General features: G+C 66.7%; 20 protein-coding genes and 1 pseudogene. 5 read left to right on the forward strand and 16 right to left on the reverse strand.

What is annotated here, in order from left to right:
- Positions 1 to 27: 27 nt before the first annotated feature.
- The 8 genes from KGR00_RS21110 to KGR00_RS21145 all read right to left on the reverse strand — a co-directional run bounded on the left by KGR00_RS21110 (position 28) and on the right by KGR00_RS21145 (position 8,728).
- Positions 28 to 972, reverse strand: coding sequence for a siderophore-interacting protein (locus tag KGR00_RS21110; protein ID WP_224419212.1), 945 nt, complete (start codon positions 970 to 972; stop codon positions 28 to 30).
- A gap of 104 nt (positions 973 to 1,076) precedes the next feature.
- Complete coding sequence (locus KGR00_RS21115; RefSeq protein WP_224419213.1) at positions 1,077 to 1,961, reverse strand: complex I NDUFA9 subunit family protein; 885 nt, start codon at positions 1,959 to 1,961, stop codon at positions 1,077 to 1,079.
- Positions 1,962 to 1,982: 21 nt separating this feature from the next.
- Positions 1,983 to 2,810: a hypothetical protein gene (locus KGR00_RS21120; RefSeq protein WP_224419214.1), complete on the reverse strand. Its 828-nt coding sequence runs from the start codon at positions 2,808 to 2,810 to the stop codon at positions 1,983 to 1,985.
- A 126-nt stretch (positions 2,811 to 2,936) separates the two neighbouring features.
- Positions 2,937 to 4,364, reverse strand: coding sequence for an FAD-binding oxidoreductase (locus tag KGR00_RS21125; RefSeq protein WP_224419215.1), 1,428 nt, complete (start codon positions 4,362 to 4,364; stop codon positions 2,937 to 2,939).
- A gap of 20 nt (positions 4,365 to 4,384) precedes the next feature.
- Positions 4,385 to 5,641: a TRAP transporter large permease gene (locus KGR00_RS21130; RefSeq protein WP_129141771.1), complete on the reverse strand. Its 1,257-nt coding sequence runs from the start codon at positions 5,639 to 5,641 to the stop codon at positions 4,385 to 4,387.
- Complete coding sequence (locus tag KGR00_RS21135) at positions 5,638 to 6,123, reverse strand: TRAP transporter small permease (protein ID WP_129141772.1); 486 nt, start codon at positions 6,121 to 6,123, stop codon at positions 5,638 to 5,640. Before KGR00_RS21135 ends, KGR00_RS21130 begins: the two co-directional genes overlap by 4 nt.
- A gap of 61 nt (positions 6,124 to 6,184) precedes the next feature.
- On the reverse strand, positions 6,185 to 7,237 hold the full coding sequence (locus KGR00_RS21140) for a TRAP transporter substrate-binding protein (RefSeq protein ID WP_129141773.1): 1,053 nt from the start codon (positions 7,235 to 7,237) through the stop codon (positions 6,185 to 6,187).
- Positions 7,238 to 7,423: 186 nt separating this feature from the next.
- A complete protein-coding gene (locus KGR00_RS21145; protein WP_224419216.1) occupies positions 7,424 to 8,728 on the reverse strand; it encodes an L-fuconate dehydratase in 1,305 nt (434 codons plus the stop codon).
- A gap of 151 nt (positions 8,729 to 8,879) precedes the next feature.
- Between KGR00_RS21145 and KGR00_RS21150 the strand changes: the two genes are divergently transcribed.
- A complete protein-coding gene (locus tag KGR00_RS21150; RefSeq protein ID WP_224419217.1) occupies positions 8,880 to 9,836 on the forward strand; it encodes a LysR family transcriptional regulator in 957 nt (318 codons plus the stop codon).
- A gap of 44 nt (positions 9,837 to 9,880) precedes the next feature.
- Here the strand turns inward: KGR00_RS21150 and KGR00_RS21155 are convergent, their stop codons facing one another.
- Positions 9,881 to 10,732, reverse strand: coding sequence for a hypothetical protein (locus tag KGR00_RS21155; RefSeq protein WP_224419218.1), 852 nt, complete (start codon positions 10,730 to 10,732; stop codon positions 9,881 to 9,883).
- A gap of 290 nt (positions 10,733 to 11,022) precedes the next feature.
- On the opposite strand from KGR00_RS21155, the gene KGR00_RS21160 reads away from it, so the two are divergent.
- Positions 11,023 to 11,439 (forward strand): LysR substrate-binding domain-containing protein, encoded by a 417-nt coding sequence (locus KGR00_RS21160; RefSeq protein ID WP_224419219.1) that lies wholly within the window; start codon positions 11,023 to 11,025, stop codon positions 11,437 to 11,439.
- 96 nt (positions 11,440 to 11,535) lie between these two features.
- On the opposite strand, the gene KGR00_RS21165 is transcribed toward KGR00_RS21160, so the two are convergent.
- On the reverse strand, positions 11,536 to 12,663 hold the full coding sequence (locus tag KGR00_RS21165) for an AraC family transcriptional regulator (protein ID WP_224419220.1): 1,128 nt from the start codon (positions 12,661 to 12,663) through the stop codon (positions 11,536 to 11,538).
- 12 nt (positions 12,664 to 12,675) lie between these two features.
- On the opposite strand from KGR00_RS21165, the gene KGR00_RS21170 reads away from it, so the two are divergent.
- On the forward strand, positions 12,676 to 13,917 hold the full coding sequence (locus KGR00_RS21170; protein ID WP_224419221.1) for an MFS transporter: 1,242 nt from the start codon (positions 12,676 to 12,678) through the stop codon (positions 13,915 to 13,917).
- The gene (locus tag KGR00_RS21175) at positions 13,884 to 14,105 is read left to right on the forward strand and encodes a hypothetical protein (RefSeq protein ID WP_224419222.1); all 222 of its coding nucleotides are present in this window, start codon (positions 13,884 to 13,886) and stop codon (positions 14,103 to 14,105) included. Before KGR00_RS21170 ends, KGR00_RS21175 begins: the two co-directional genes overlap by 34 nt.
- Before the next feature lie 80 nt (positions 14,106 to 14,185).
- Here KGR00_RS21175 and KGR00_RS21180 read toward each other — a convergent pair.
- From KGR00_RS21180 to dctP, 6 genes and pseudogenes are all read right to left on the reverse strand, one after another.
- A pseudogene (locus tag KGR00_RS21180) lies at positions 14,186 to 14,443 on the reverse strand (aldehyde dehydrogenase (NADP(+))); the annotation flags it as partial.
- 28 nt (positions 14,444 to 14,471) lie between these two features.
- Entirely contained in the window at positions 14,472 to 15,995 is a 1,524-nt protein-coding gene (locus KGR00_RS21185) for a malonyl-CoA synthase (RefSeq protein WP_224419223.1), read from the reverse strand.
- Positions 15,992 to 17,353, reverse strand: coding sequence for a malonyl-CoA decarboxylase (locus tag KGR00_RS21190; RefSeq protein ID WP_129142120.1), 1,362 nt, complete (start codon positions 17,351 to 17,353; stop codon positions 15,992 to 15,994). The genes KGR00_RS21185 and KGR00_RS21190 overlap by 4 nt, the downstream gene beginning before the upstream one ends.
- A 22-nt stretch (positions 17,354 to 17,375) precedes the next feature.
- Positions 17,376 to 18,698 carry a TRAP transporter large permease gene (locus KGR00_RS21195; protein WP_224419224.1) on the reverse strand — a complete coding sequence of 441 codons (1,323 nt, stop codon included), beginning with the start codon at positions 18,696 to 18,698 and terminating at the stop codon, positions 17,376 to 17,378.
- 1 nt (position 18,699) lies between these two features.
- Positions 18,700 to 19,257 carry a TRAP transporter small permease subunit gene (locus KGR00_RS21200; protein ID WP_224419225.1) on the reverse strand — a complete coding sequence of 186 codons (558 nt, stop codon included), beginning with the start codon at positions 19,255 to 19,257 and terminating at the stop codon, positions 18,700 to 18,702.
- A 103-nt stretch (positions 19,258 to 19,360) separates the two neighbouring features.
- Positions 19,361 to 20,353: a TRAP transporter substrate-binding protein DctP gene (gene dctP / locus KGR00_RS21205; RefSeq protein ID WP_224419226.1), complete on the reverse strand. Its 993-nt coding sequence runs from the start codon at positions 20,351 to 20,353 to the stop codon at positions 19,361 to 19,363.
- Between the two features lie 188 nt (positions 20,354 to 20,541).
- On the opposite strand from dctP, the gene KGR00_RS21210 reads away from it, so the two are divergent.
- Positions 20,542 to 21,210: a GntR family transcriptional regulator gene (locus KGR00_RS21210; protein ID WP_203234925.1), complete on the forward strand. Its 669-nt coding sequence runs from the start codon at positions 20,542 to 20,544 to the stop codon at positions 21,208 to 21,210.
- The last annotated feature ends 69 nt before the right edge of the window (positions 21,211 to 21,279 follow it).

Here is a 21,279-nt window from a genome sequence, read left to right on the forward strand (position 1 = left end):
CGTGCCGGGAGCAGGGGCAGCAGCGTTTTACCCCAGTACCTTGCCCTTGCACCAGTAGCCCATGCTGGTGATGTAGCGCTTGGGCAGCCCGCATTCGTTGACCAGATAGCGACGAACGCTTCGCGCCACCTTGGTTTCCGCGGCAATCCAGGCGTAGAAGGGGGCGCTGTCGTCGACGGTCGCGGCTTCCCAGAACAGGCCTTCGCCCCGCGTCTCTTCGTCGCCGTCGGTACCGGCGGGCTGGCCGCCCAGGGTGGCGATCTCCCGAGCAAGATCGAGTTCGCGCACCGCGCCCAGCAGCCGCTCGCCGTGGGCGCAGCCGGGGTCGGCATCGCGCGGCAGCCAGCGTACCCGGGCAACCGGCGCCAACGCCTGCTCATCGCTGCCCTTGGGCACCTCGACCAGTGCGTCCACCCGCGGGCGGTCGGCACGCGCGGCAAGCGCTTCAAGGATCCCGGCGGCAGCCGGCAGGGCGGTCTCGTCGGCGACGATGAGAACCCGGCGCACGCTCTGCGGCGGTTTCCATTCGAAACCCACCGCGGCGGCGTCGTTCCCGGCCGCCGGGGCAGTCATCGCCAGGCGGTCGCCGGGGCGGGCCTGCATGGCCCAGCGCGAGGCGGGGCCGTTGTCGCCGTGGAGCACGAATTCGACGTCGACCTCGGCGCTGGCCGGGCGCAGTTCGCGGATGGTGTAGGTCCGCATCGGTGGACGCCGGGCATCGGGCAGGGCGCGGTAGGCACCATACCAGTCGTGTTCGTGCCGCTTGGCAATCTCGAACAGCGCGTCGAGGCCTCCGTCTTCGCTGTCGTGACCCTCGGTGGGGAAGAACAGCTTGATGCGCTGATCCGGGGCATGGGTGGCCATCCGGTCGACCTCCGGCCCGGTGAAGGTGAACCTGACCAGCGAGGGGCTGATCGGGGTGCGCCGCGAGAGGGTGATATCGAAGATTCGGTAACTTTGCTGTGCGGCCATGGCGTGGTCTCCCGTTGCGATCGGGAGAGGTTATCACCATTGATAACCATTCTCAATTAAGGCGATGCTTTCGTCCTCGCTCGATAGGCGCGGCCGGTCCCGGGTCAATGCTGGCCACCAAGCCCGTTCCTGACGAGATCGCGGGGCTCGATCCCCAGTGTCGCGAAGGTGTTGGCGCCGTCGCCGACGACGTTGTCCTTCTCCAGCAGGATCACCTGATCGCGGGTCAGCGGTGGGCTGGGCAGCGCCGTGAGCACGGCACTCAGGCCGCGCCATAGCGGGAAGGGCACCGGCACCAGCGGCGGGTGCCGACCGGCGGCGGTCAGTGCGGCTTCGACCAGGTCGCGATAGCGGTGAGCGCCGGGACCGCCCAGTTCGTAGGTGGCGTTGGCGATGCCGCGTTCCAGAAGGCGCGCCACGGCCTCGGCCACATCACCGACGTGCACCGGCTGCAGTCGCGTTTCGCCGTGACCGAACAGCGGCACCACCGGCAGCCGGGCGAGCATCCTCAGGCTGCTCGAGAAGGCGTCATTCGGGCCGAACAGCACGCTGGGCCGCACCACCACCGCGTCGGGATGGGTCTGGCGCACGGCGCGTTCGCCGGCGGCCCGGGCGCGCACGTAGGCGGAATCGGAATCGACCTCGGTGCCCAGACCCGACACGTGAACCAGGCCGATGCCGGCGTCGGCGGCCTGGCGGGCGACCCGGGTGGCGGCGTCGACGTGGATCTCCTCGAAGCGCAGATCGCGGCGCTCGACGTAGAGGCTGATGGCGTTGACCGTGGCGGTGGCGCCTGCCAGGGCCGCGGCCACGTCGGCATCGTCACGGACGTCGGTGCGGCGCATGATCGCCGTGCCCGGGGCATCGGGCACGCTGACATCGCGGTCGTGGCGGGCGGCGACGATCACCTCGTGTCCGCCCCAGGCGAGGCGGTCGACGAGGTGCCGGCCGAGAAAGCCGGTGCCGCCGAAGACGGTGATCCTTGTCATGGTCGCTTCCCTCGTGGGCGCCTATTTCCTGGACGGTAGCCGGTGGCGATCGAGCGCCAGGCGGGCCGTGCCGAACAGCGGACTGCCCAGACGATAGAGCAGGTAGAGGAAGCCTAGCGGGAAGAGGATCGTCTGGGTAATGAAGATCATCGTCAGGTCGATGACCTTGTCGGTGATGGCGTTGAAGCCGTCGACCACGCTCTCCACCGGGTTGCCGACCAGGCCGTCGAAGCTGTCCTTGAGCTGCTGCCACCAGCCACGCGCCTCGCGCCCTTCACCGATCCGTTCGTCGGCGATCGCCTCGAGCCGGGTCTGGGTGGTTTCCAGCTGGTTCATGGTGGTGCTGCGCGGTGCGTCGAGGAAGGCCTGGCTGGCCAGGCCGCTGGCCAGCGCCACCAGGAGCACGGCGAAGCGCAGGAACAGGCAGGCCATGGCCAGCTTGAGCACCGCCGACTGGCCCAGGCGTGTCTTCAGCGCCACCAGCGCCGCCGCGAGCAGGCAGGCGCCGCTGGCCAGCGTCTTGATCGCCGTGCTGGCCGAGATCGCCAGCAACAGCTTCTGCAATGCCAGCGAGCCGGTGGCGGCGAACATCACCCACGAGAAGCGTTCGATCATGTCGTTGGCCGGGTCGAGCGCCTCGCCGGGGGTGATCTGGAACACCTGCAGGTCGACGGTGGAGGATTGCAGCACCGAGATGGTGGCGTTGAGGCCCTTGGCGATGGCGAAGGCGGCGAAGGCCTGGTTCAGCGATTCGTCGAGCGTGGCCTGGGCCAGATGCTGGGGGATCTGCAGCCAGGGCAGCAGAGCCAGCAGGAGCAGGCCGGCGACGAGGGCGTTGCGTGGGGTCATGGGGTGGCCCTGATGGACGGACGATGGCGGCATTCTCGATGATCGCCGAGCGTCTGTCAGGTCCCGCGTCGGCGCCATCCGGGAAAGTGGCGAGGAGGCGTCGTCGCGGAACGGGGCGTGTGCGGATCAGTGCGTGCGCGGCAGGATTCGTCCGGCGGTCATCAGCTCGTCGGGGTCGAAGAGCGTCTTGAGGCCGCCGAGCAGTTCACGCTCCAGCGCATCGAGGCCGGCCAGGAAGGGCGTCTGCTTGACGCGTCCGATGCCGTGCTCGGCGCTGATGCTGCCGTGGTAGGCGTCGACCAGCGCGAACAGGGCGCTTTCCAGCTCGTGGAGCAGGGCCTTCTTGGCCGCGAGGTCGAGTTCGGCCGGTGGCAGCAGGTTGAAGTGCAGGTTGCCGTCGCCGATGTGGCCGTAGGCGATCACCGTGGTGTCCGGCGAGCGTTCCGCCATCGCCCGGCTGGCGTCGTCGAAGAACGCATCGAGCGCGGAGATCGGCAGGGCGATGTCGGTGCGCAGGTGTTCGCCGCGCAACTGCTGTCCCTCCACCATGAGCTCGCGGATCTGCCACAGGCGCTCGGCCTGGGCGTCGCTGCCGGCCAGCACGCCGTCGAGAATCCTGTCATCCGCCATGCCGCGCTCGAAGAGCTGCTCGATCATGGCGTCGAGGTCGACCGGGCCGCTGGCGGCGACCTCCAGCAGCACATAGACGGGATACACCGCATCCAGCGGGTCGGGCAGGGTGGGGTCGGCCTCGAAGGCGAGTTCCAGGCAGGCGCGCGGGATCAGCTCGAAGGCGTTGAGAAGATCGCAGCAACTGCGTCGGGCCTGGCCATACAGCGCCATCGCCGCGCTCACGTCGGGCACGGCCACCAGGGCGGTACGTGTATTGTTCGCTCGGGGAGAGAGCTTGAGTACCGCGCCGGTGACGATGCCCACGGTGCCCTCGGCGCCGATGAACAGCTGCTTGAGGTCGTAGCCGCGGTTGTCCTTGTGCAGGGCATGCATGGCGTCCCAGACCCGGCCGTCGGGTAGCACCACCTCGAGCCCCAGCACCAGCTGGCGCATCATGCCGTGACGCAGCACGTTGAGGCCGCCGGCGTTGGTGGCGATGTTGCCGCCGATCTGGCAACTGCCCTGGGCGCCGAGGCTCAGCGGGAAGTCGCAATCGTGGTCGGCGGCAACGTCCTTGACCGTCTGCAGCACGCAGCCGGCATCGACGCTGATCGCGAAGTTGAGCGGGTCGATGGTGCGGATCCGGTTCAACCGCTCGAGGCTGATCACCACTTCCGGACGTTCGGCGTCGGGCTGGGCGCCCCCCACCAGGCCGGTATGCCCGCCCTGGGGCACCATCGCGATGCCATGACGATGGCAGTAGCCGACCACCGCCGCGACCTCGTCGGTGGTGCGGGGCCGGGCGACCAGCAGCGGCTCGCCGCGGCGCTCGCCGGCCCAGTCGGTGGTATAGCGGGGCAGGTCGGCGGGGTCGTCGACGATGCCGCCGGCGCCGAGGCGCTCGGTCAGGTAGCTCTTGAGGTCGCTCACGGCGGAACCCATCGGCGTCTCCTTGCGTAATGTCACTGGTACCAGAGGATCAGGCCCGGGAAGATCAGGAAGGCCGCCAGCAGCAGGAGCAGCGTGAAATAGAAGGGCAGCAGGCTCTTGACCAGCTGTTCCATGCCGACGCGCCCGACACCGCAACCGACGTAGAGCACGGTACCCACCGGCGGCGTGATCAGGCCCAGGCCGAGGACGAACGACATCAGCACGCCGAAGTAGACCGGGTCGATGCCCAGCTTGACCACCACCGGGGTCATCAGCGGGGCGAGGATCACCATCGCCGGCGTCAGGTCCATGAAGAAGCCCACCACCAGCAGGAACAACGACAGGATCAGCAACAGCAGCAGCTTGTTCTCGGTGATCGCCGACAGGCTGACGACCAGTTGCTGGGGAATCATGTTGGCGGTCAGCAGCCAGGCGAGCACGCTGGCGAAGGCCAGCAGCAGCATCACCACGCCGGTCAGCCGCCCGGTGGCGATGCACAGCCGGAAGAAGCGTCGCGGCGTCAGGCTGCGGTAGACGAACATCGACACCAGGATGGCGTAGATCAGCGCGATCGCCGCGCTCTCGGTGGGGGTGAACACCCCGGTGAGAATGCCGCCGACGATGATCACCGGCAGCAGCAGCGCGAGCAGCGAGTCCTTGAGCGCCAGCCACAGTTCGCGGAGTTCGAAGGGCTGGCCCTTGCCGGTCTTGCGGGACTGCAGGTAGGTGGTCACCGCCAGGCCCAGGGTGATCAGGATGCCGGGCACGATGCCGGCCATGAACAGTTGCGAGATCGAGGTGTTGGTGACCACGCCGAACAGGATCATGGGGATCGACGGCGGGATGATGATCCCCACCACCGAGGCCGCCACCACGATCGCCGTGGCCAGCGGGCCGCTGTAGCGGTGCTGCTTCATCGGCTCGATCATCATGCTGCCCACGGCGGAGGCGTCGGCGACCGCCGAACCGCTGATGCCGCCGAAGAACATCGAGGTCAGTACCGCCACCTGGCCCAGCCCGCCGGCGACGAAGCCGACCAGGGCGCTGGCCAGCCGTACCAGGCGCTGGGCGATGCCGCCCTGGCTCATCACTTCGCCGACCAGGATGAACAGCGGGATCGCCAGCAGCGGGAAGGAGTCGAGGCCGTTGACCGCCTGGGCGACGATCGGCGACAGCGAGTAGTCGGCGTAGAAGAAGATGAACAGGCTGATCGCGGCCAGCCCGAACGAGATTGGCAGGCCGATGACGATACAGATCGCCAGGCCGATGAGGATGCTCCACAGGATCATTGCGGATGCCTCCTGAGCAGATGGTAGAGCGCCAGGGTGTTGGCGATCAGGGTGAGCCCGGCCATCACCGGCATGGCGCTGTAGAGCACGGTCCTGGGAATCTGCAGCATGGGTGTGGCGCTGGTGAAGCCCGAGACCTGGTCCTGGAAGCCCAGCAGGATGCACACGCAGACGACATAGATGATCGCGATCGACAGCAGGGCGAACACGCGCTTGAGTGGCGCGGGGGCCTTTTCCTTGAAGTAGTCGACGGCGACGTGTTCGCGGTCGATGCTGCCCAGGCCGGCGCCGAGCAGCACGAGCCAGATGAACAGCACGCGCGAGAGTTCCTCGGCCCAGGCGTAGGAGTAGTTGAGCACGAAGCGGCCGAAGACGTTGGCCGCCACGCAGAAGACCACACCCAGCACCAGCAGACCGACCGCGATTTCCAGGGTGGTCTTGAGCAGGGCGAGCACACGGTGGGAGGAGTGGGTTGCGTTCATGGCGCCCTCCGGCTACGGCACACCGGGCGGATCGCTGCGTCCGCCCGGTGCCGGTCGATGGTTACTGGGAGACCGCGCGAACCTTGTCGATCAGCTCGCCGCCGATCTTGTCGCGCCAGTCGTCGTAGACCGAGGCCACTTTCTCCTGGAAGACCTTCACCTGCTCCGGCGTCAGCTCGGTGATCTGCATGCCCGAGTCGGCCAGTTCCTGCTTGATCTGGTCGTTCATGGTGCGGCTGACGTGGCGTTCGTACTCGCCCATCTGCTGGGCGGCGTCACGCAGCAACTGCTGGTAGTCCGCCGGCAGGCGCTTCCAGAAGCGCTCCGAGACCAGCGTGATGAACGGGGTGTAGACGTGGTTGGTTTCGGTGGCGTAGTCCTGCACTTCGTTGAACTTGGAGGACTGGATGGTGATCCAGGGGTTCTCCTGGCCGTCGACCACGCCCTGCTCCAGCGCCGTGAACAGCTCGGCGAACGACATCGGCGTGGGATTGGCGCCCAGCGTGCGCCAGATGTCGAGGTGGATGGGGTTCTGCATGGTGCGGATCTTGAGCCCGTCGAGGTCCGCCGGCGAGGTCACTTCGTGCTGGCTGTTGGTCAGCTGGCGATAGCCGTTCTCCGCCCAGCCGATCGCCACCAGCCCGTTGGTCGAGGCCTCCTCGAGCATCTGCTGGCCGATCTCGCCGTCGAGTACCTCGTCGGCCACTTCCGGGGTGGGAAACAGGAAGGGCAGGTCGAAGAGGGCGAACTTGGGGAACATGCTGACCAGCGGCGAGGTCGACGGCGCGGTCATTTCCAGGGTGCCGGACTGCAGGCCGCTGACCGCCTGGAGGTCGTCGCCCAACTGGGCGCCGGGGAACAGCTCGACCTGGATGTGGCCGTCGCTGCGCTGCTCGACGATCTTCTCGAAGTATTCCAGGCCGCGATATTGCGCGCCCGACTGGGTGGTGCCGATGCTGAACTTGATCTTGAAGTCGCCGTCGGCCTGCACGACGTCGCCCTTGACGTCGGGAATCGGCGGCATCTCGCTGGCGGCGCTGGCCTGCAGGGCGGTCAGACCCAGCAGGGCGCCACCGATCAGCGAGGTCACGCGGGTCATTGTGGTTGTTTTCATGCTTGGCTCCTTGATGGCTGACGTGTCCGGGACACGTGGCGTGTGGACCGGGCGGGCAGGTGCCGCGACCCGGTCACAAATGAGCAAACTATGCTGGTGAATGTTTACTTCGTTGTTGTCTATGTTGAACTTACACGACTGCGCTGGCCGATGAGACTTGTCCGTTGGTCGAAGACCCGTCATGGGTTACGCCCGCCAGGCGTCTCCGTCGGGGAAGGCGTGACGCGCGAGGGACTCGGCGTGCATGGTGATGCTGTAGCCGGGCGCTTCGGGCAGGCGGTAGTGGCCGCGTTCGATGCGCACCGGATCGAGGAAGTGATCGTGCAGATGGTCGACGTACTCGAGCAGCCGGTCGTCCAGCGAGGCGGAAACGGCGATGTAGTCGAAGGCCGAGATGTGCTGGGTGTACTCGCAGAGCCCCACGCCGCCGCCGTGCGGGCAGACCGGCACGTCGTACTTGGCGGCCAGCAGCAGCACCACGATCACCTCGTTGAGCCCGCCGAGCCGCGCGGCGTCGAGCTGGCAGTAGTCGATCGCCCCGGCCTGCAGCAACTGCTTGAACATCACCCGGTTGTGGCAGTGCTCGCCGGTGGCGACGCCGATGGCCGGTGCCAGGCGCTCGCGTATGGCGGCGTGGCCCAGGATGTCGTCGGGGCTGGTGGGCTCCTCGATCCATAGCGGATCGAACTCGGCCAGGTCGCGCATCTTGGCGATCGCCTCGTCGACGTCCCACATCTGGTTGGCATCCATCATCAGGCTGCGCTGCCAGCCGATCTCCTCGCGCAGGATCTGCGCCCGGCGGCGGTCTTCCGCCAGATCGCCACCGACCTTCTGCTTGAAGTGCTCCCAGCCTTCCGCCAGGGCCTCGCGGGCCAGGCGGCGCATCTTGTCTTCCGAATATCCCAGCCAGCCGGCGGAGGTGGTGTAAGCGGGGTAGCCCGACTCGCGCAGGTGAGCGATGCGTTCGGCCTTGCCGGCTTCGTTGCGCTTGAGGATGGCCAGTGCCTCCTGCGGCGTCAGGGCATCGCTGACGAAGCGGAAGTCCAGGCAGCGCACCAGTGCCTCGGGCGTCATGTCGGCGAGCAGTTGCCAGACCGGCTTGCCCTCGCGCTTGGCCCACAGGTCCCACACCGCGTTGACGATCGCCGCGCCGGCGAGGTGAATCACGCCCTTTTCCGGCCCCAGCCAGCGCAACTGGCTGTCGCCGCTGGTCAGCTCGCGCCAGAAGACGCCCATCTCGGCGGTGATGGTCTCCAGCTCGCGACCCACGATCCGCGAGGCCAGCGAACGCACGGCGGCCACGCAGACCTCGTTGCCGCGCCCGATGGTGAAGGTCAGGCCGTGGCCCTCGTGGCCGTCACCGGCGTCGGTGGAAAGGATCACGTAGGTCGCCGAGTAGTCGGGTGCCGCGTTCATGGCGTCCGACCCGTCGAGGTCGCGGGAGGTCGGGAAGCGGATATCCCGCACGTCGAGATGGGTGATGGTGGTCATGCCTGCTCCTTGCCGTATTGCCGGACAACGCCGGGAGTCGAGTCTGTTGGCAAGGTAGGCGGGAACTGCGATAACCTTCCAATCACTATTTTATAGCTGCAATCACTCTGGGTTATCGGAAGGCGTGTGTCTCACGTCCTGGAGCCGGTCCATGGATTCCTTGTCATCCACCAGTCTCTTCGGCTGGCTTCGCTTCAAGCATCTGGTTCTGCTGACCACACTGGACCAGAGCCGCAACATGCACGCCGCGGCACGCGCCATGCATCTCAGCCAGCCGGCGGCGAGCAAGATGCTGCGCGATCTCGAGGCGTATTTCGGCGTCGCGCTCTTCGAGCGGCTGCCGCGCGCCATGCAGCCGACCGAACTGGGCGAACAGGTCATCCGCCATGCCTGGCGACTGCTCAACGACGCGGGCCGGCTGGTCAGTGACATCAACGACCTGCGCGAGGGCGGTTATGGCAAACTGCTGATCGGCGCGATCGCCGCGGCGGCGCCGGAGATCCTGCCGGCGGCGATCGCCCGGCTCAAGCGCCAGCGCCCCAGGCTGTCGGTCAGCCTGCAGGAACTGACCAGCGACCGGCTGCTGGTGGAACTCGAATACAAGCGCCTCGATCTGGTGATCGGGCGGCTGACCCATGTCAGCCAGCACAATCAGTTCGACTTCGAGCCCCTGCGCGACGAGCCGCTGCGCGTGGTGGTTCGCCGCGGCCACCCCCTGGCGGCAGGCGACGGCATGCCGGATCTGGCCACGCTCAGCCGCTGGCCATGGATCCTGCACCCCATGACCAGCCCGATGCGCGGCGTGTTCGAGGCGGCGCTGGCGGCGCAGGGCGTGGCCTCCCCCGACGATGTCGTCGAGACCACCTCCATCCAGGCCACCCTGCAACTCCTGCTGAACTCGGACATGCTGGCGGTACTGCCGTGGTCGGTGCTGCGCCGCCCTCTGGAGAGTGGCCAGTACGTGCTGCTCGAACGCGTCATCGGCAAGCCGCTCGACTACTACGGGATCATCACGCGACGCGACGAACCGCAGTCGACGGCCGCGCGGGCACTGATCGAGCATCTGCGCGAGTTGGCCCGGCAGGCGCCCGGTGACGAGATTGCGTAGGCCTTTCTCGAGCAATAGCTGCCGCCGCAGTATTGCCCCAGGCCCTATCGTTTGCCGCTGAGACGTTCACTATATGTACTGGGCCTGTAGTGCGGGTCCAGGCACTGACGCACGGCCACGTAGAGCTTTTTAATGAGGTAACAGCCAAGCGCGACGATCACGATGTCGGTGAGCGCGGCCAGTAACAGGACCAGTAGATTCGTTTCCCGCAACCGTTCTGTCGGGAAGACATATAAAAAGCCCAAAAGACCGACGGCCAGACAAAAAACCGTCACTACGAGCATGCTTACGCACTCCCAGATGAGGTAGTGCCGGCCATGCCGACTGAGTACGGTATCGATATCGATGTAGTCCTCGAGATACACCACGACCGCTTCTCTTTTTGTGTCGCCGCCTTCACCGTTCGGCGTTTGCTTCGCGCGGGTTTCGATAAAAACGACATCCAACTCGGTTTCCCGATACCCGTTTTGCTCACTGGCGGCGAAGGCAATCGGTGATGTCGCGGGGGGCAGTCGGAGTATGATGTCTCCGATGAAGAACACCTGATCCTGGGCGCCTTCCACGTGGTGGGTGACATAAGTGACTGGGCCTTTGAGCGAAAAGACCTTGCCTTCGAGTACGGCCTTTTTCTTGCGCCCCTGGCCGCCTATCCCCTGGCCGACGTAAAAACAAAGACCCACGAGTGGTACGCCCAAGAGCAGTATTGCAAAAAGGCTTGCCCGCGACAGCCCGAAAACCAGCACCGGTATCAGTGTCCCCGCCATGGCGAGGAAGAAGGCGCCGATCAGCATGTAGGCGCGAAGCTCGATGCGCTTGAGCACCAGAACCTGCTTCGCATAAGTCAGTTCATTCGCCGTGATTGCTCGTTCGCTCTGAACGGTGATACGCCCGTCCATAGGGATCCCTGTTAATCAAACGTGCCGCGGGTTGGTGGGCTGGATGTTGCCATGGTTCTGGTATCGCGGTGCGACGAACTATAGTGCTCCGGTGGGCAGATATACTATCGGTGATGACGCACCCGTGTCAGTGCTGCACGCACGGCTCTGTCATCCAACGCCCGAGCGCGGGCCTACGCTTTGTCTGAAAAATGTCTGCGCTCGCCCATACGGCGTTAAAAATTGACTGGTGCGCCAGCCCGGTCAAAATGCTCATTTACGGCTTGTAAACTCCGCTTTTTCGTCAATTTTTGCCTTGTCTGGCCATCGCTCGCCGACTTTTCAGACAGAGCTTAGCAACCCGGCGTCTGGCACGACACGGCTGGCCGGCGAGCCTCGACGAGCTGGCGCGCCATACCTGCCTGTTCCTGAACCTGGCACGGGGCGTCTCCATGTGGGGGCTGCGGGAAAGCCCACGCTGGCGGCCCGGCTTCCTGTCCAATTCCTTGGAGACCCTGCATGCCGCCTGCCTGCATGGGCGGGGGATCGCCTGTTTGCCCCGCTACATGGTGGCCGAAGATCTTGCGGCCGGGCGGCTCCACCCCCTGCTGGATGCCTACCGCGACACCCAGGTCGGCACCGCCATTTCCATTCTGCGCCCCGAGAAGACGCTGCTGCCGCGGCGGGTGCGCGCCCTGATCGACTACCTGGTGGAACACTTTCCTTGAGGGCTCAGCGTTTGAGTCCCTTCTCCTTGGGGGACGGGGGCGTCACTGACGATGGCGTAACCCGGCGGGCGGCATCGTGGCAGGAGGGCATGGTCGTCAACCGACCCTCGCCTCGCCCGGTGTTTGCCCGGTCGCGCGTTTGAACGCGCGGCTGAAGGCTGCCTGGGAGCCGTAGCCCAGCTGCCAGGCGACCTGATCGATGGAGAGGCGTTTCTCGCGGAGCCACTGCGTGGCGAGTCGCATCCGTAGCTGCGTTACGTAGTCCAGCGGCGAAACGCCGAGGGTACTGCGGAAACGTGCCGCGAAGGCCGACCTTGAACTGCCCATTTCCGCTGCCATGTCGGCCACGCTCCATCGGCGTCCTGGTTCGCGGTGGACGGCGACGATCACCCTGCCCAGGCGCGGGTCGCGCAGCGCCTCGACCCAGCCGCCGATTTCCCGACAGCCGCATTCGACCCAGCCGCGTACGATACTGGCGGCCACCACGTCCGCGAGCCGCGACAGGATGCCGGCGGCGCCGGCCCGGTTCAGGCACGCCTCGCGCTCCATCGCCTCGAGCATCGGCAGCATTTCCGGATAGCGCGACAGCAGCGTACCCACATGCATCACGGCGGGCATCATCGAGATCAGTGGTTGCATGCCGCCAAGATCGAACCGCATACAGCCGCTGAACAGACGCACGCCCTGGCCTTGCTCGAAGCGCGACGAGCCGTCGTCGATACAGCTGAACGAGTCGCAGAGCGGGATGGCGTCGATCTGCTCGATGTCGCGACTTTCCACCCCGGGGGAGGAGAGCAGGCAGTGATACCCGCCGCGCGGCAGCAACACCGCGTCGCCGCTCTCAAGCCGCTGGACCTCGTCGCCGATTCGCAGGATCGCTGAACCTTGCGCGATGAAATGAAATTGCGCGCAGAGGGCATCGGTATCGAAGGCGATGCCGAACGGCGCTCTCATCTGCATTCGCCGGTAGTTCAAGCCGGACAGACGCATCCCGAGCAACAGAGTGTTGATCCACTCGCTGGACTCCTCGTGCGGCAACTGACCAACCGGTGGCGGCGTGTCGGTCGCTCGGATATCGGGGGATGGGGTGCGCGGGTCCGGAGCGGCCGGCTGGGGCATGGAGGGCTTTGTCATAATCTTGGACTCAAGATCAAAGATTCTGGATTTTTGATGATAGCCGATCTTGTGGTGCCGCTTTAGCCTACACAGCATCTCAATGAACAATGGATGCTTCCCATGACCACGAACGACTCGCAGGATACGCGCCCGACGGGAGCGTCCCGAGGCGCCTGGAGCGCCGTTTTCTCGTTGACGCTGGGCGTTTTCAGCCTGGTGATGGCCGAGTTTCTACCGGCCAGCCTGCTGACTCCGATGGCGGACTCTCTGGCGATCAGCGAAGGTCAGGCCGGCCAGGCTGTCACCGCCACCGCCGTGGTGGCGCTGCTCTCCGGTCTGCTGGTTACTGCTGTGACCCAGCGACTTGATCGTCGCCATGTGCTGCTGGCGTTTTCCGGGTTGATGATCGCCGCCAATCTGCTGGTCGCCTACTCGCCGGATCTGATCTGGCTATTGGCCGGGCGTGTGCTGCTGGGACTGGCACTGGGCGGATTCTGGGCGCTCTCCGCCGCTACCGTCATGCGACTGGTGTCTGAGCACGACGTGCCGCGCGCGCTGTCGCTGCTTTTCGCCGGAGTCCCCATCGCCACCATCAGTGCCGCGGCGCTGGGCAGCTATCTCGGCGACCTGATCGGCTGGCGCAGCGTTTTTCTGCTCGCGACGGCGATCTCGGTGCTGACGCTGATCTTCCAGTACGTCACCTTGCCGACCATGACGCCGGAGCGTCCCGCGCCGCTGGGCACGCTGGTGAGCGTGATGAAACGACCGAGCATGATGGTCGGTATCGTGGCCATCCTGCTCGTGTTCTGTGGCCATTTCGCCTTCTTTACCTATGTCCGTCCATTTCTCGAGGGCGTGTCGCACATGGGGATCAATGCGCTTTCATCGACCCTGCTGGCGTTCGGGGTAGCGAACTTCCTCGGCACCTTGGTTGCGGGGTATCTGCTCGAGCGCAGCCTGCGTCTAACGCTGCTGCTGATGCCGTTGGTCATGGGCGCGCTGGGCTGGTTGATGGCAACGCTGGGCGGCTTCTCGATGGGGACCGATGCCCTCATGGTCGCGCTGTGGGGCTTCGCCTTTGGCGCCGTGCCGGTGGCCTGGTCGACCTGGATCACTCGTGTCGTGCCGGACGAAGCCGAGAGCGGTGGTGGCTTGATCGTCGCCTCGATCCAGCTGGCAATCGCCCTGGGGGCGGCGCTGGGGGGCGTTGTCTTCGGCATCGGTGGCGTGCTGGCCGTCTGCGCCACTGCCGGCACGTTGCTGTTGGCCGGTGCGGCGCTGGTGGTGGCCGGGGTGTGCACGCGGCCGGTGGCCATCGCCACCGAGGCATGTGCTGTGCAACGGTCAGCCTGCAGGAGCTGACCAGCGACCGTCTGCTGATCGAATACAAGCGTCTCGACCTGGTGATCGGGCGGCTGACGCATGTCAGTCAGCCCAACTCGTTCGGCGTCGAGCACCTGCGCGACGAGCCGCTGTCGACGGCCGCGCGGGTACTGATCGAGCATCTGCGCGAGCTGGCCCGTCAGGCGCCCGAGGGCAATGATGGGTAGCTGTTTTCCGGCCCGAAACGACGACGGGACGGCCGAAGCCGTCCCGTCGGGGTCATGTGCCGGTGGTGATCCGTCGGCGCTCAGCCCTCGCGCCGGCCGTCGACCAGCCGCTTGAGATCGAGCGGATTGGCCTCCTTGAGTGCCTCGGGACGCAGTGCGTCCGGCAGGTTCTGGTAGCACACCGGGCGCAGGAAGCGATGGATCGCCGCCGAGCCCACCGAGGTGGTGCGCGAGTCCGAGGTCGCCGGGTAGGGCCCGCCGTGAACCATCGCATGGCACACCTCGACCCCGGTCGGCCAGCCGTTGACCAGGATGCGCCCGGCCAAGCGCTCGATGCTCGATCATCACGAGTCGCGACCCGAGCCGTCACGAGGTCGTGTAGATGGCCTCGTAGCGTTCGCGCAACTGGTTCTTCTGCACCTTGCCCATGGTGTTGCGGGGCAGTTCGTCGACGAAGAACACCCGCTTGGGCTGCTTGTACTTGGCCAGCCGGCCGGCCAGCGACTCGATCACCTGCGCTTCCTCGAGCGTGGCGCCGGGCCGGCGCACCACCACCGCGGTGACGCCCTCGCCGAAGTCGGGATGCGGCACGCCGATCACCGCCGATTCGACCACGGCGTCGAGTTCGTCGATGATCTGCTCGACCTCCTTGGGGTAGACGTTGTAGCCGCCGGAGATCACCAGGTCCTTGTCGCGGCCGACGATCTGCACGTAGCCGTGCTCGTCGATGCGCGCCAGGTCGCCGGTGATGAAGAAGCCGTCGTCGAGCAGCTCCTCGCGGGTCTTCTCGGGCATCCGCCAGTAGCCGGCGAAGACGTTGGGGCCGCGCACCTCGAGGATACCGATCTCGCCGTCAGGCACCGGCGCGTGGCCCTCGCGCTGGGTGATGCGGATCTCCACTCCGGGCAGCGGGCGGCCGACGGTGCCGGCGATGCGCTCGCCGTCGTAGGGGTTGGAGGTGTTCATGTTGGTCTCGGTCATGCCGTAGCGCTCGAGGATGGCGTGCCCGGTGCGCTGCGCGAACTCGCGATGGGTCTCGGCGGTCAGCGGTGCCGAACCGGAGGTGAACAGGCGCATGTCGGCGGTCAGTTCGCGGGTCAGGCGTTCGTCCTGCAAGAGCCGGGTGTAGAAGGTCGGCACGCCCATCAGGGTGGTGCCGCGGGGCAGCTCGTCGATGATCGCGTCGATGTCCAGGCGTGGCAGGAACAACAGGCTCGCGCCGGCCATCAGGCAGACGTTGCAGGCCACGAACAGGCCGTGGGTGTGGAAGATCGGCAGGGCGTGGATCAACCGATCCGCCTCGGTGAAGCGCCAGGCCTCGACCAGCGAGGCGGCGTTGGAGGCGAGGTTCCTGTGGGTGAGCATTGCGCCCTTGGAGCGCCCGGTGGTGCCCGAGGTGTAGAGGATCGCCGCCAGGTCGTTGTCGTCGCGCGGTTCGATGACCTCCACGGGTGCGGCGCGCTGCATGTGCTCGATCAGGCTGCCGTCGACGGCGGTGCCCAGCGAGGCGACCTGGGGGCAGCCGGTCTCCTCGGCGACGCGGCGCGCGCTGTCGAGGTCGTCGGGACGGCAGACGAACAGTGCCGGTTCGGCGTCGTTCAGGAAGTAGCGGATCTCCGCGGCGGTATAGCCGGTGTTGAGCGGCAGGTAGACGCCGCCGAGTCGCAGGCAGGCGAGATACAGCAGCAGCGTCTCGGGGCTCTTGTCGACCTGCACGGCGACCCGGTCGCCGGGGCGGACGCCCAGTTGGTGCAGGGCGCCGGCCAGCCGGGCGGTCGTCTCCAGCGCTTGCCGGTAGCTGTAGCCATGACCGTCGCGGGTGGTGACGAAGGGCGCGTCGCCGCGCTCGTGCATGCGCTCGGCAAAGGTGGCGAAGAGGTTGTGGTTCATTTTACGACGTCTCCTTTGAGCAGCTTTCGCCCACGCCGATCGAGATCGCGCACGCGGGAGGCGCAGGCGATCGTGCCCTCGGTCGTGTATTGCTCGTGGTTGCGTTCGATATCGTCGAGCACGTAGAGGTAGTTGACCATCAGCCCGGCGGCCTGTTCGAGCCCCTTGGCGGAGACGTCGCCGAGCCAGTTGATGCGATGCAGCTCGGCGCCGTTGCCGAGGTGGAAGCGGGCCACCGGGTTGAGCGGCAGGCCGTGGCGGTTCTTCGCGTGCAGCAGGTAGCGCGCCGCCAGTGGCTGCACCACGTCTTTGAGCGCCGCGGCGCGTTGCGGGTCGTCGTGCCAGTCGGGATCGCCGAGGTGGGCGAGGGTCTCGCGGGCCTCGTCGTCGAGCGGCGAGTCCTCGCCGAGCTGGGTGCTCTCCAGCCACTGGCGAAAGCCCGGCACCGGCGACAGGGTCACGAAGTGGCGCAGGTTGGGCAGCTCCTGCTTGAGTTCCTGGACCACCTGCTTGATCAGGAAGTTGCCGAACGAGATGCCGCGCAGCCCGGTCTGGCAGTTGCTGATGCCGAAGAAGGCGGCGGTGTCGGCGATATCGGCATCGTCGACGTCGCGCCGGGTGCTGTCGAGGATCGACTGGATCTGGTCCGGCAGGCCCTTGTGCAGGGCGACCTCGACGAAGATCAGCGGCTCGTCGCCGATCGCCGGGTGGAAGAAGGCGAAGCAGCGCCGGTCGCGATCGTCGAGGCGCCGGCGCAGGTCGTTCCAGTCGTGGATCTCGTGGACCGCCTCGTAGCGGATGATCCGTTCGAGGATCGCCGCCGGGGTGTTCCAGTCGATGCGCTTGAGGACCAGGAAGCCGCGGTTGAACCAGGACGCGAACAGGTGCTTGAAGTCGGCGTCCAGGGCGCGCAGCTCGTCGCCGCCGTCGAGCATGCCGAGCAGGTCCTCGCGCATCTTGACCAGTTCGTGGGTGCCGCCGCTGGTCAGGTTGAGCCGGCGTAGCAGCTCCTGGCGGCGCGGCTCGCAGGCGTCGAACAGTGTCTGCAGGTCGCGGTTGTCGCGCGACTCGCGGTAGCTGGCGTAGGCGCTGTCGACCCGCTCCGGGTCGGCCGAGAAGTCGCGGGTCAGGCGCTCGAAGAAGCGGCGTTTCTCGGCGGCGTCGAGCCGGCCGTAGCGCTCCAGGGCGCGGCTCGCCAGGGCGATGCTCGAGGCCTCGCCGTCGCTGTCGAGCAGCTGTCGGCAGGCCTCGATGAGCTGGGCATGATCGGCCGGGGCGTCGCCGCCGGCGCGGCGTCGACGCAGCGCATCGCGGCGGGTGATGGTGCTGAACAGATCCTGCAGGAAGCTGGTGTTCATGGTCGCGACTCCGAGGCGGTTGTCAGCCGAGGATCAGGTCGGGAAGCCAGGTGGCGATCCCGGGGAAGAGGCACAGCAGCACGATGCCCACCACCATGCACAGGGCGTAGGGCAGGCTGCCCAGCAGGATATCCTTCAACGCGATGTCCGGGGCGATGCCCTTGATGATGAACAGGTTGAGCCCCACCGGCGGGGTGATCAGGCCGATCTCCAGGTTGATGGTGAGGATCACCGCGAACCAGTAGGGGTCGAAGTTGGCCGAGAGGATGATCGGCAACAGGATCGGCGCGGTCATCACGATCACCGCCACCGGCGGCAGGAAGAAGCCGGCGACCAGCAGGAACAGGTTGATCACGGCCAGCAGTACCCAGCGATTGACCGCCAGGTCGGCGATCGCCCCGGCGAAGGTCTGGGTGATGTACAGCGAGGAGAGCGCATAGGCGAAGATCTCCGCCGCGGCGATGATCAGCATGATCATCACGCTCTCGCGCAGGGCGTCGCGCAGGATCACCAGCAGCGGCTTGGCCTGCCACATGCGATAGACCACGATCGCCAGGGCCAGGCACAGGAAGGCCCCGGCGCCGGCGGCCTCGGAGGGCGTGGCGAGTCCGCCGTAGAGGGTGAAGAGGATCCCGGTGACCACGGCCAGGAAGGGCAGCACCCGCACCAGCGCCCTGAGGTTGCCCTCGACGTTGCGCTTGATCGCCGCGCCGGCGTCGGCCATGGGGCTGCCGTAGCCCCCGGCCAGCTTGCAGGCGATCAGCGTCCAGGCCATGAACAGTCCGGCGAGCATCAGCCCGGGCAGGGCGCCGGCCATGAACAGGCGGCCGATCGAGGTCTCGGTGGCGATACCGTAGACGATCATGGTCACCGAGGGGGGAATCAGGATCCCCAGGGTGCCGCCGGCGGCGATGCAACCGGCGGCGACACCGTCCGGGTAGCCGCGCTTGCGCATCTCGGGAATGCCCAGCTTGCCGATCGCTGCGCTGGTGGCGGGCGAGGAACCGGACAGCGCGGCGAAGATCGAGCAGGCACCGATGTTGGAGATCGCCAGCCCGCCCGGCACGCGGCCCAGCCACAAATCCAGCGAGCGGTAGAGATCGCGGCCGGTGGGCGACGAGGCGACCGCGGCGCCCATCAGGATGAACATCGGAATGGCCACGAAGCCGAACGAGGCGATGCTCTCGAAGAAGGTCTCGCCGAAGTAGGTCAGCTCGCGCATGCCGCTGCCCAGCACCAGGGCACCGAGCGATACCGCGCCGAGGGCGAAGGCGATGGGCGTGCCGATGGCCATCAGCACGAACAGGGCGAGGATGACCAGGATGCCGCTGGTGATGGGATCCATGTCAGGTATCTCCTCCGCTCTGTTGTTCAGTGTCGACGGCACGCTCGCCGCGCAGGATTTCCGCGATGTACTGCAGCGTGAGCAGGCTGGCGCCGACGGCCAGCGGCAGCAGCGCCGGCCATAGCGGGGGGTTCCAGACCGTGCCGGTGGTCCAGCCCATCCCATAGGCTTCGAGGAAGTAGTGCCACCCGCCGTAGGTCAGCGCCATGCAGAAGGCCAGGCCGACCAGCGCGGCGAGCCCGCGCATGATCTGCCGTGCTTTGCCACCCAGGGTGTCGGGCAGTACCGTGACCGCGACGTGACCGCCGGTCATCAGCACGTAGGGCGCCCCGAACAGCATCGACGCGGTGACCGCGAAGACCGCGAATTCGGTCTGCCAGGTGGTGTTGTCGCCGAGCGCCGAGCGCACGAAGATCATGTGACAGACGGCCAGTACGCCGATCACCAGCAGGGCGCCGGCGAGCACGGCGGTGGCGATCGACAGGCCGTCCATCAGGCGGATATAACCGCCGACCAGCCCGTGGCGAGGGCCCGTCGAGCGGGCTTGAGCGTGTGGCATGACACCCTCCGGCGTCGCAGCAGGCGGGGCTGCCTCGCGCGAGGCAGCCGGGTGGACGGCGTGGTCGAGGGGCGCGGCATCGAGAGAGGGCTTCATGGCCGCCTCAGTCGACGGCCAGCGCGGCGTCGATCAACTGCTGACCGTTGGGCACCTTCTCGGCGAAAGATTTGTAGGCGCTCTGCTTGGCGACGTCGAGCCAGGCCTGGAAGTCCTCGGGCGACATGGTCACCACCTCGACGTCGTGCTCCTTGTAGACGTCGACGAGCTCCTGGTCGAGATCAGCGGCCTGCTTGGCGAAGTAGGCCTCGGCCTTCTCGCCGGCGTCGGTCAGCGCCTGCTGCTGCTTCTCGTCGAGCTTCTGCCAGCTCTGCTCGGAGACCATGATCGGCTCGTACATGAACCACAGCGCGTTCTCGCCGGGGGCGGTCAGGCAGTCGGCCTGCTCGAAGATGCGGTAGGAGACCAGCGAGCCCGAGGACGTATTGGCGCCGTCGAGCACGCCGGTCTGCATCGCCGTGTAGATCTCCGAGGAGGACATCGAGGCGATCGAGGCGCCAGCGCTGGCGAGCATCTCCTCGAAGGCCGGCCCGGCGGCGCGCAGGGTCTGGCCCTCGACGGTCTCCGGCGAGGTGATGCACTGCTTGTCCGAGACGAAGCCGCCGGCCAGCCAGGCATCCGAGAGCACGCGGGCGCCGGCATCGTTGATCACCGTCTTGATCATGTCCATGAACTGGGAATCGTTGAGGCGCTGGGCCCGTTCGTGGTTGCGCACCAGACCGGGCATCAACGTCGCCGAGAACTCCGGATGGCGGCCGCTGGCGTAGTCGAGCGGCAGCGCGGTCATGTCGAGACGGCCGCGGACCAGCGCCGACCACTGTTCCTTGGCGCCGAACAGCGATTCCGCGGGATAGACCTGCACCTTGAGGTCGACGTCGGCCTTGGCCACCTCGTCGGCGATCATCTGCACCATCTTGTCGCGGACATCCCCCTTGGGGAACTGGTGCGAGGCACGCAGTGTCGTTTCCGCGGCGGCATTGCCGCCGACGACGGCGCTCAGGCCGAGGGTGGCGAGGGCGATCTTGAGGGAGGTTTTCATGGCGTCTCCTGAACTTGTTGTTGTGTAATATGTATCAGCGATGCTGATGTATACTTTAATAGGCGGTCCGGAATACCCGTGTCAAACCGGGGCAGGTAGACCTTGGTGGCAGCACGGCGATGCTACCGCTGCACCGTGGTGAGGGCGCCGAGGCGACGACCTCGGCGCCGCGAAGAGGGGAGGCAGCCGTGAGCGGCAAGAAACCGTCGAACGCCCAGCGTCTCAAGGAGTCGCTGGAAAACGACATCATCAACGGGCGGCGCGCCCCGGGGGAGCGGCTCGACCCCGAGGCGCTGGGCAAGCAGTACCAGGTGTCGCGCACCCCGGTTCGCGAGGCGATCCAGCAACTGGTCGCCAGCGGCCTGGTCACGGTGTCACCCAAGAAGGGCACCTTCGTCGCCAAGGTGGGCATCGAGCAGTTGATCGAGATGTTCGAGGTGATGGCGGAACTCGAGGGCATGTGCGGACGGTTGGCGGCACGCCGTATCACGCCGGAGGAGCTCGTCGCGCTTCGTGACGCCCTGACTCGTTGCGAGGCCGCCGCCGAGCTCGGCGATCCCGACGCCTACTACTACGAGAACGAGGTCTTTCACCACGGCATCTACACGGCCAGCCACAACGGCTTCCTGGCCCGCGAGGCGCACCAGCTCAAGCAGCGCCTCAAGCCCTACCGGCGGTTGCAGCTCCAGGTGCGCCACCGCCTGGCGACCTCGCTGGACGAGCATCGCGGGATCGTCGCGGCCATCGAGAGTGGCGACGCCGAACGGGCCGAGCGCCAGCTGCGCGAGCACGTGCTGATCCAGGGCGAGCGATTCAGCGACTTCGTGGCCAGCGTCAGGGCGCTGGAGGTCGGCTGAGCCATTCCGGTGGGCGCGAACGGGTTCGCGACGACGGCTATCTTTTGGCCAGCCGAGGGCGGCCTGTCG

The sequence above is a fragment of the Modicisalibacter sp. MOD 31.J genome (genome assembly GCF_020147985.1).
Taxonomy (GTDB): Bacteria; Pseudomonadota; Gammaproteobacteria; order Pseudomonadales; family Halomonadaceae; genus Modicisalibacter; species Modicisalibacter coralii.

What these genes read in the sequence shown, in the direction of transcription:
- KGR00_RS21110 (WP_224419212.1), bottom strand. Translation starts at nt 972, where the DNA reads ATGGCCGCACAGCAAAGTTACCGAATCTTCGATATCACCCTCTCGCGG.
- KGR00_RS21115 (WP_224419213.1), bottom strand. Translation starts at nt 1,961, where the DNA reads ATGACAAGGATCACCGTCTTCGGCGGCACCGGCTTTCTCGGCCGGCAC.
- KGR00_RS21120 (WP_224419214.1), bottom strand. Translation starts at nt 2,810, where the DNA reads ATGACCCCACGCAACGCCCTCGTCGCCGGCCTGCTCCTGCTGGCTCTG.
- KGR00_RS21125 (WP_224419215.1), bottom strand. Translation starts at nt 4,364, where the DNA reads ATGGGTTCCGCCGTGAGCGACCTCAAGAGCTACCTGACCGAGCGCCTC.
- KGR00_RS21130 (WP_129141771.1), bottom strand. Translation starts at nt 5,641, where the DNA reads ATGATCCTGTGGAGCATCCTCATCGGCCTGGCGATCTGTATCGTCATC.
- KGR00_RS21135 (WP_129141772.1), bottom strand. Translation starts at nt 6,123, where the DNA reads ATGAACGCAACCCACTCCTCCCACCGTGTGCTCGCCCTGCTCAAGACC.
- KGR00_RS21140 (WP_129141773.1), bottom strand. Translation starts at nt 7,237, where the DNA reads ATGAAAACAACCACAATGACCCGCGTGACCTCGCTGATCGGTGGCGCC.
- KGR00_RS21145 (WP_224419216.1), bottom strand. Translation starts at nt 8,728, where the DNA reads ATGACCACCATCACCCATCTCGACGTGCGGGATATCCGCTTCCCGACC.
- KGR00_RS21150 (WP_224419217.1), top strand. Translation starts at nt 8,880, where the DNA reads ATGGATTCCTTGTCATCCACCAGTCTCTTCGGCTGGCTTCGCTTCAAG.
- KGR00_RS21155 (WP_224419218.1), bottom strand. Translation starts at nt 10,732, where the DNA reads ATGGACGGGCGTATCACCGTTCAGAGCGAACGAGCAATCACGGCGAAT.
- KGR00_RS21170 (WP_224419221.1), top strand. Translation starts at nt 12,676, where the DNA reads ATGACCACGAACGACTCGCAGGATACGCGCCCGACGGGAGCGTCCCGA.
- KGR00_RS21175 (WP_224419222.1), top strand. Translation starts at nt 13,884, where the DNA reads ATGTGCTGTGCAACGGTCAGCCTGCAGGAGCTGACCAGCGACCGTCTG.
- KGR00_RS21185 (WP_224419223.1), bottom strand. Translation starts at nt 15,995, where the DNA reads ATGAACCACAACCTCTTCGCCACCTTTGCCGAGCGCATGCACGAGCGC.
- KGR00_RS21190 (WP_129142120.1), bottom strand. Translation starts at nt 17,353, where the DNA reads ATGAACACCAGCTTCCTGCAGGATCTGTTCAGCACCATCACCCGCCGC.
- KGR00_RS21195 (WP_224419224.1), bottom strand. Translation starts at nt 18,698, where the DNA reads ATGGATCCCATCACCAGCGGCATCCTGGTCATCCTCGCCCTGTTCGTG.
- KGR00_RS21200 (WP_224419225.1), bottom strand. Translation starts at nt 19,257, where the DNA reads ATGCCACACGCTCAAGCCCGCTCGACGGGCCCTCGCCACGGGCTGGTC.
- dctP (WP_224419226.1), bottom strand. Translation starts at nt 20,353, where the DNA reads ATGAAAACCTCCCTCAAGATCGCCCTCGCCACCCTCGGCCTGAGCGCC.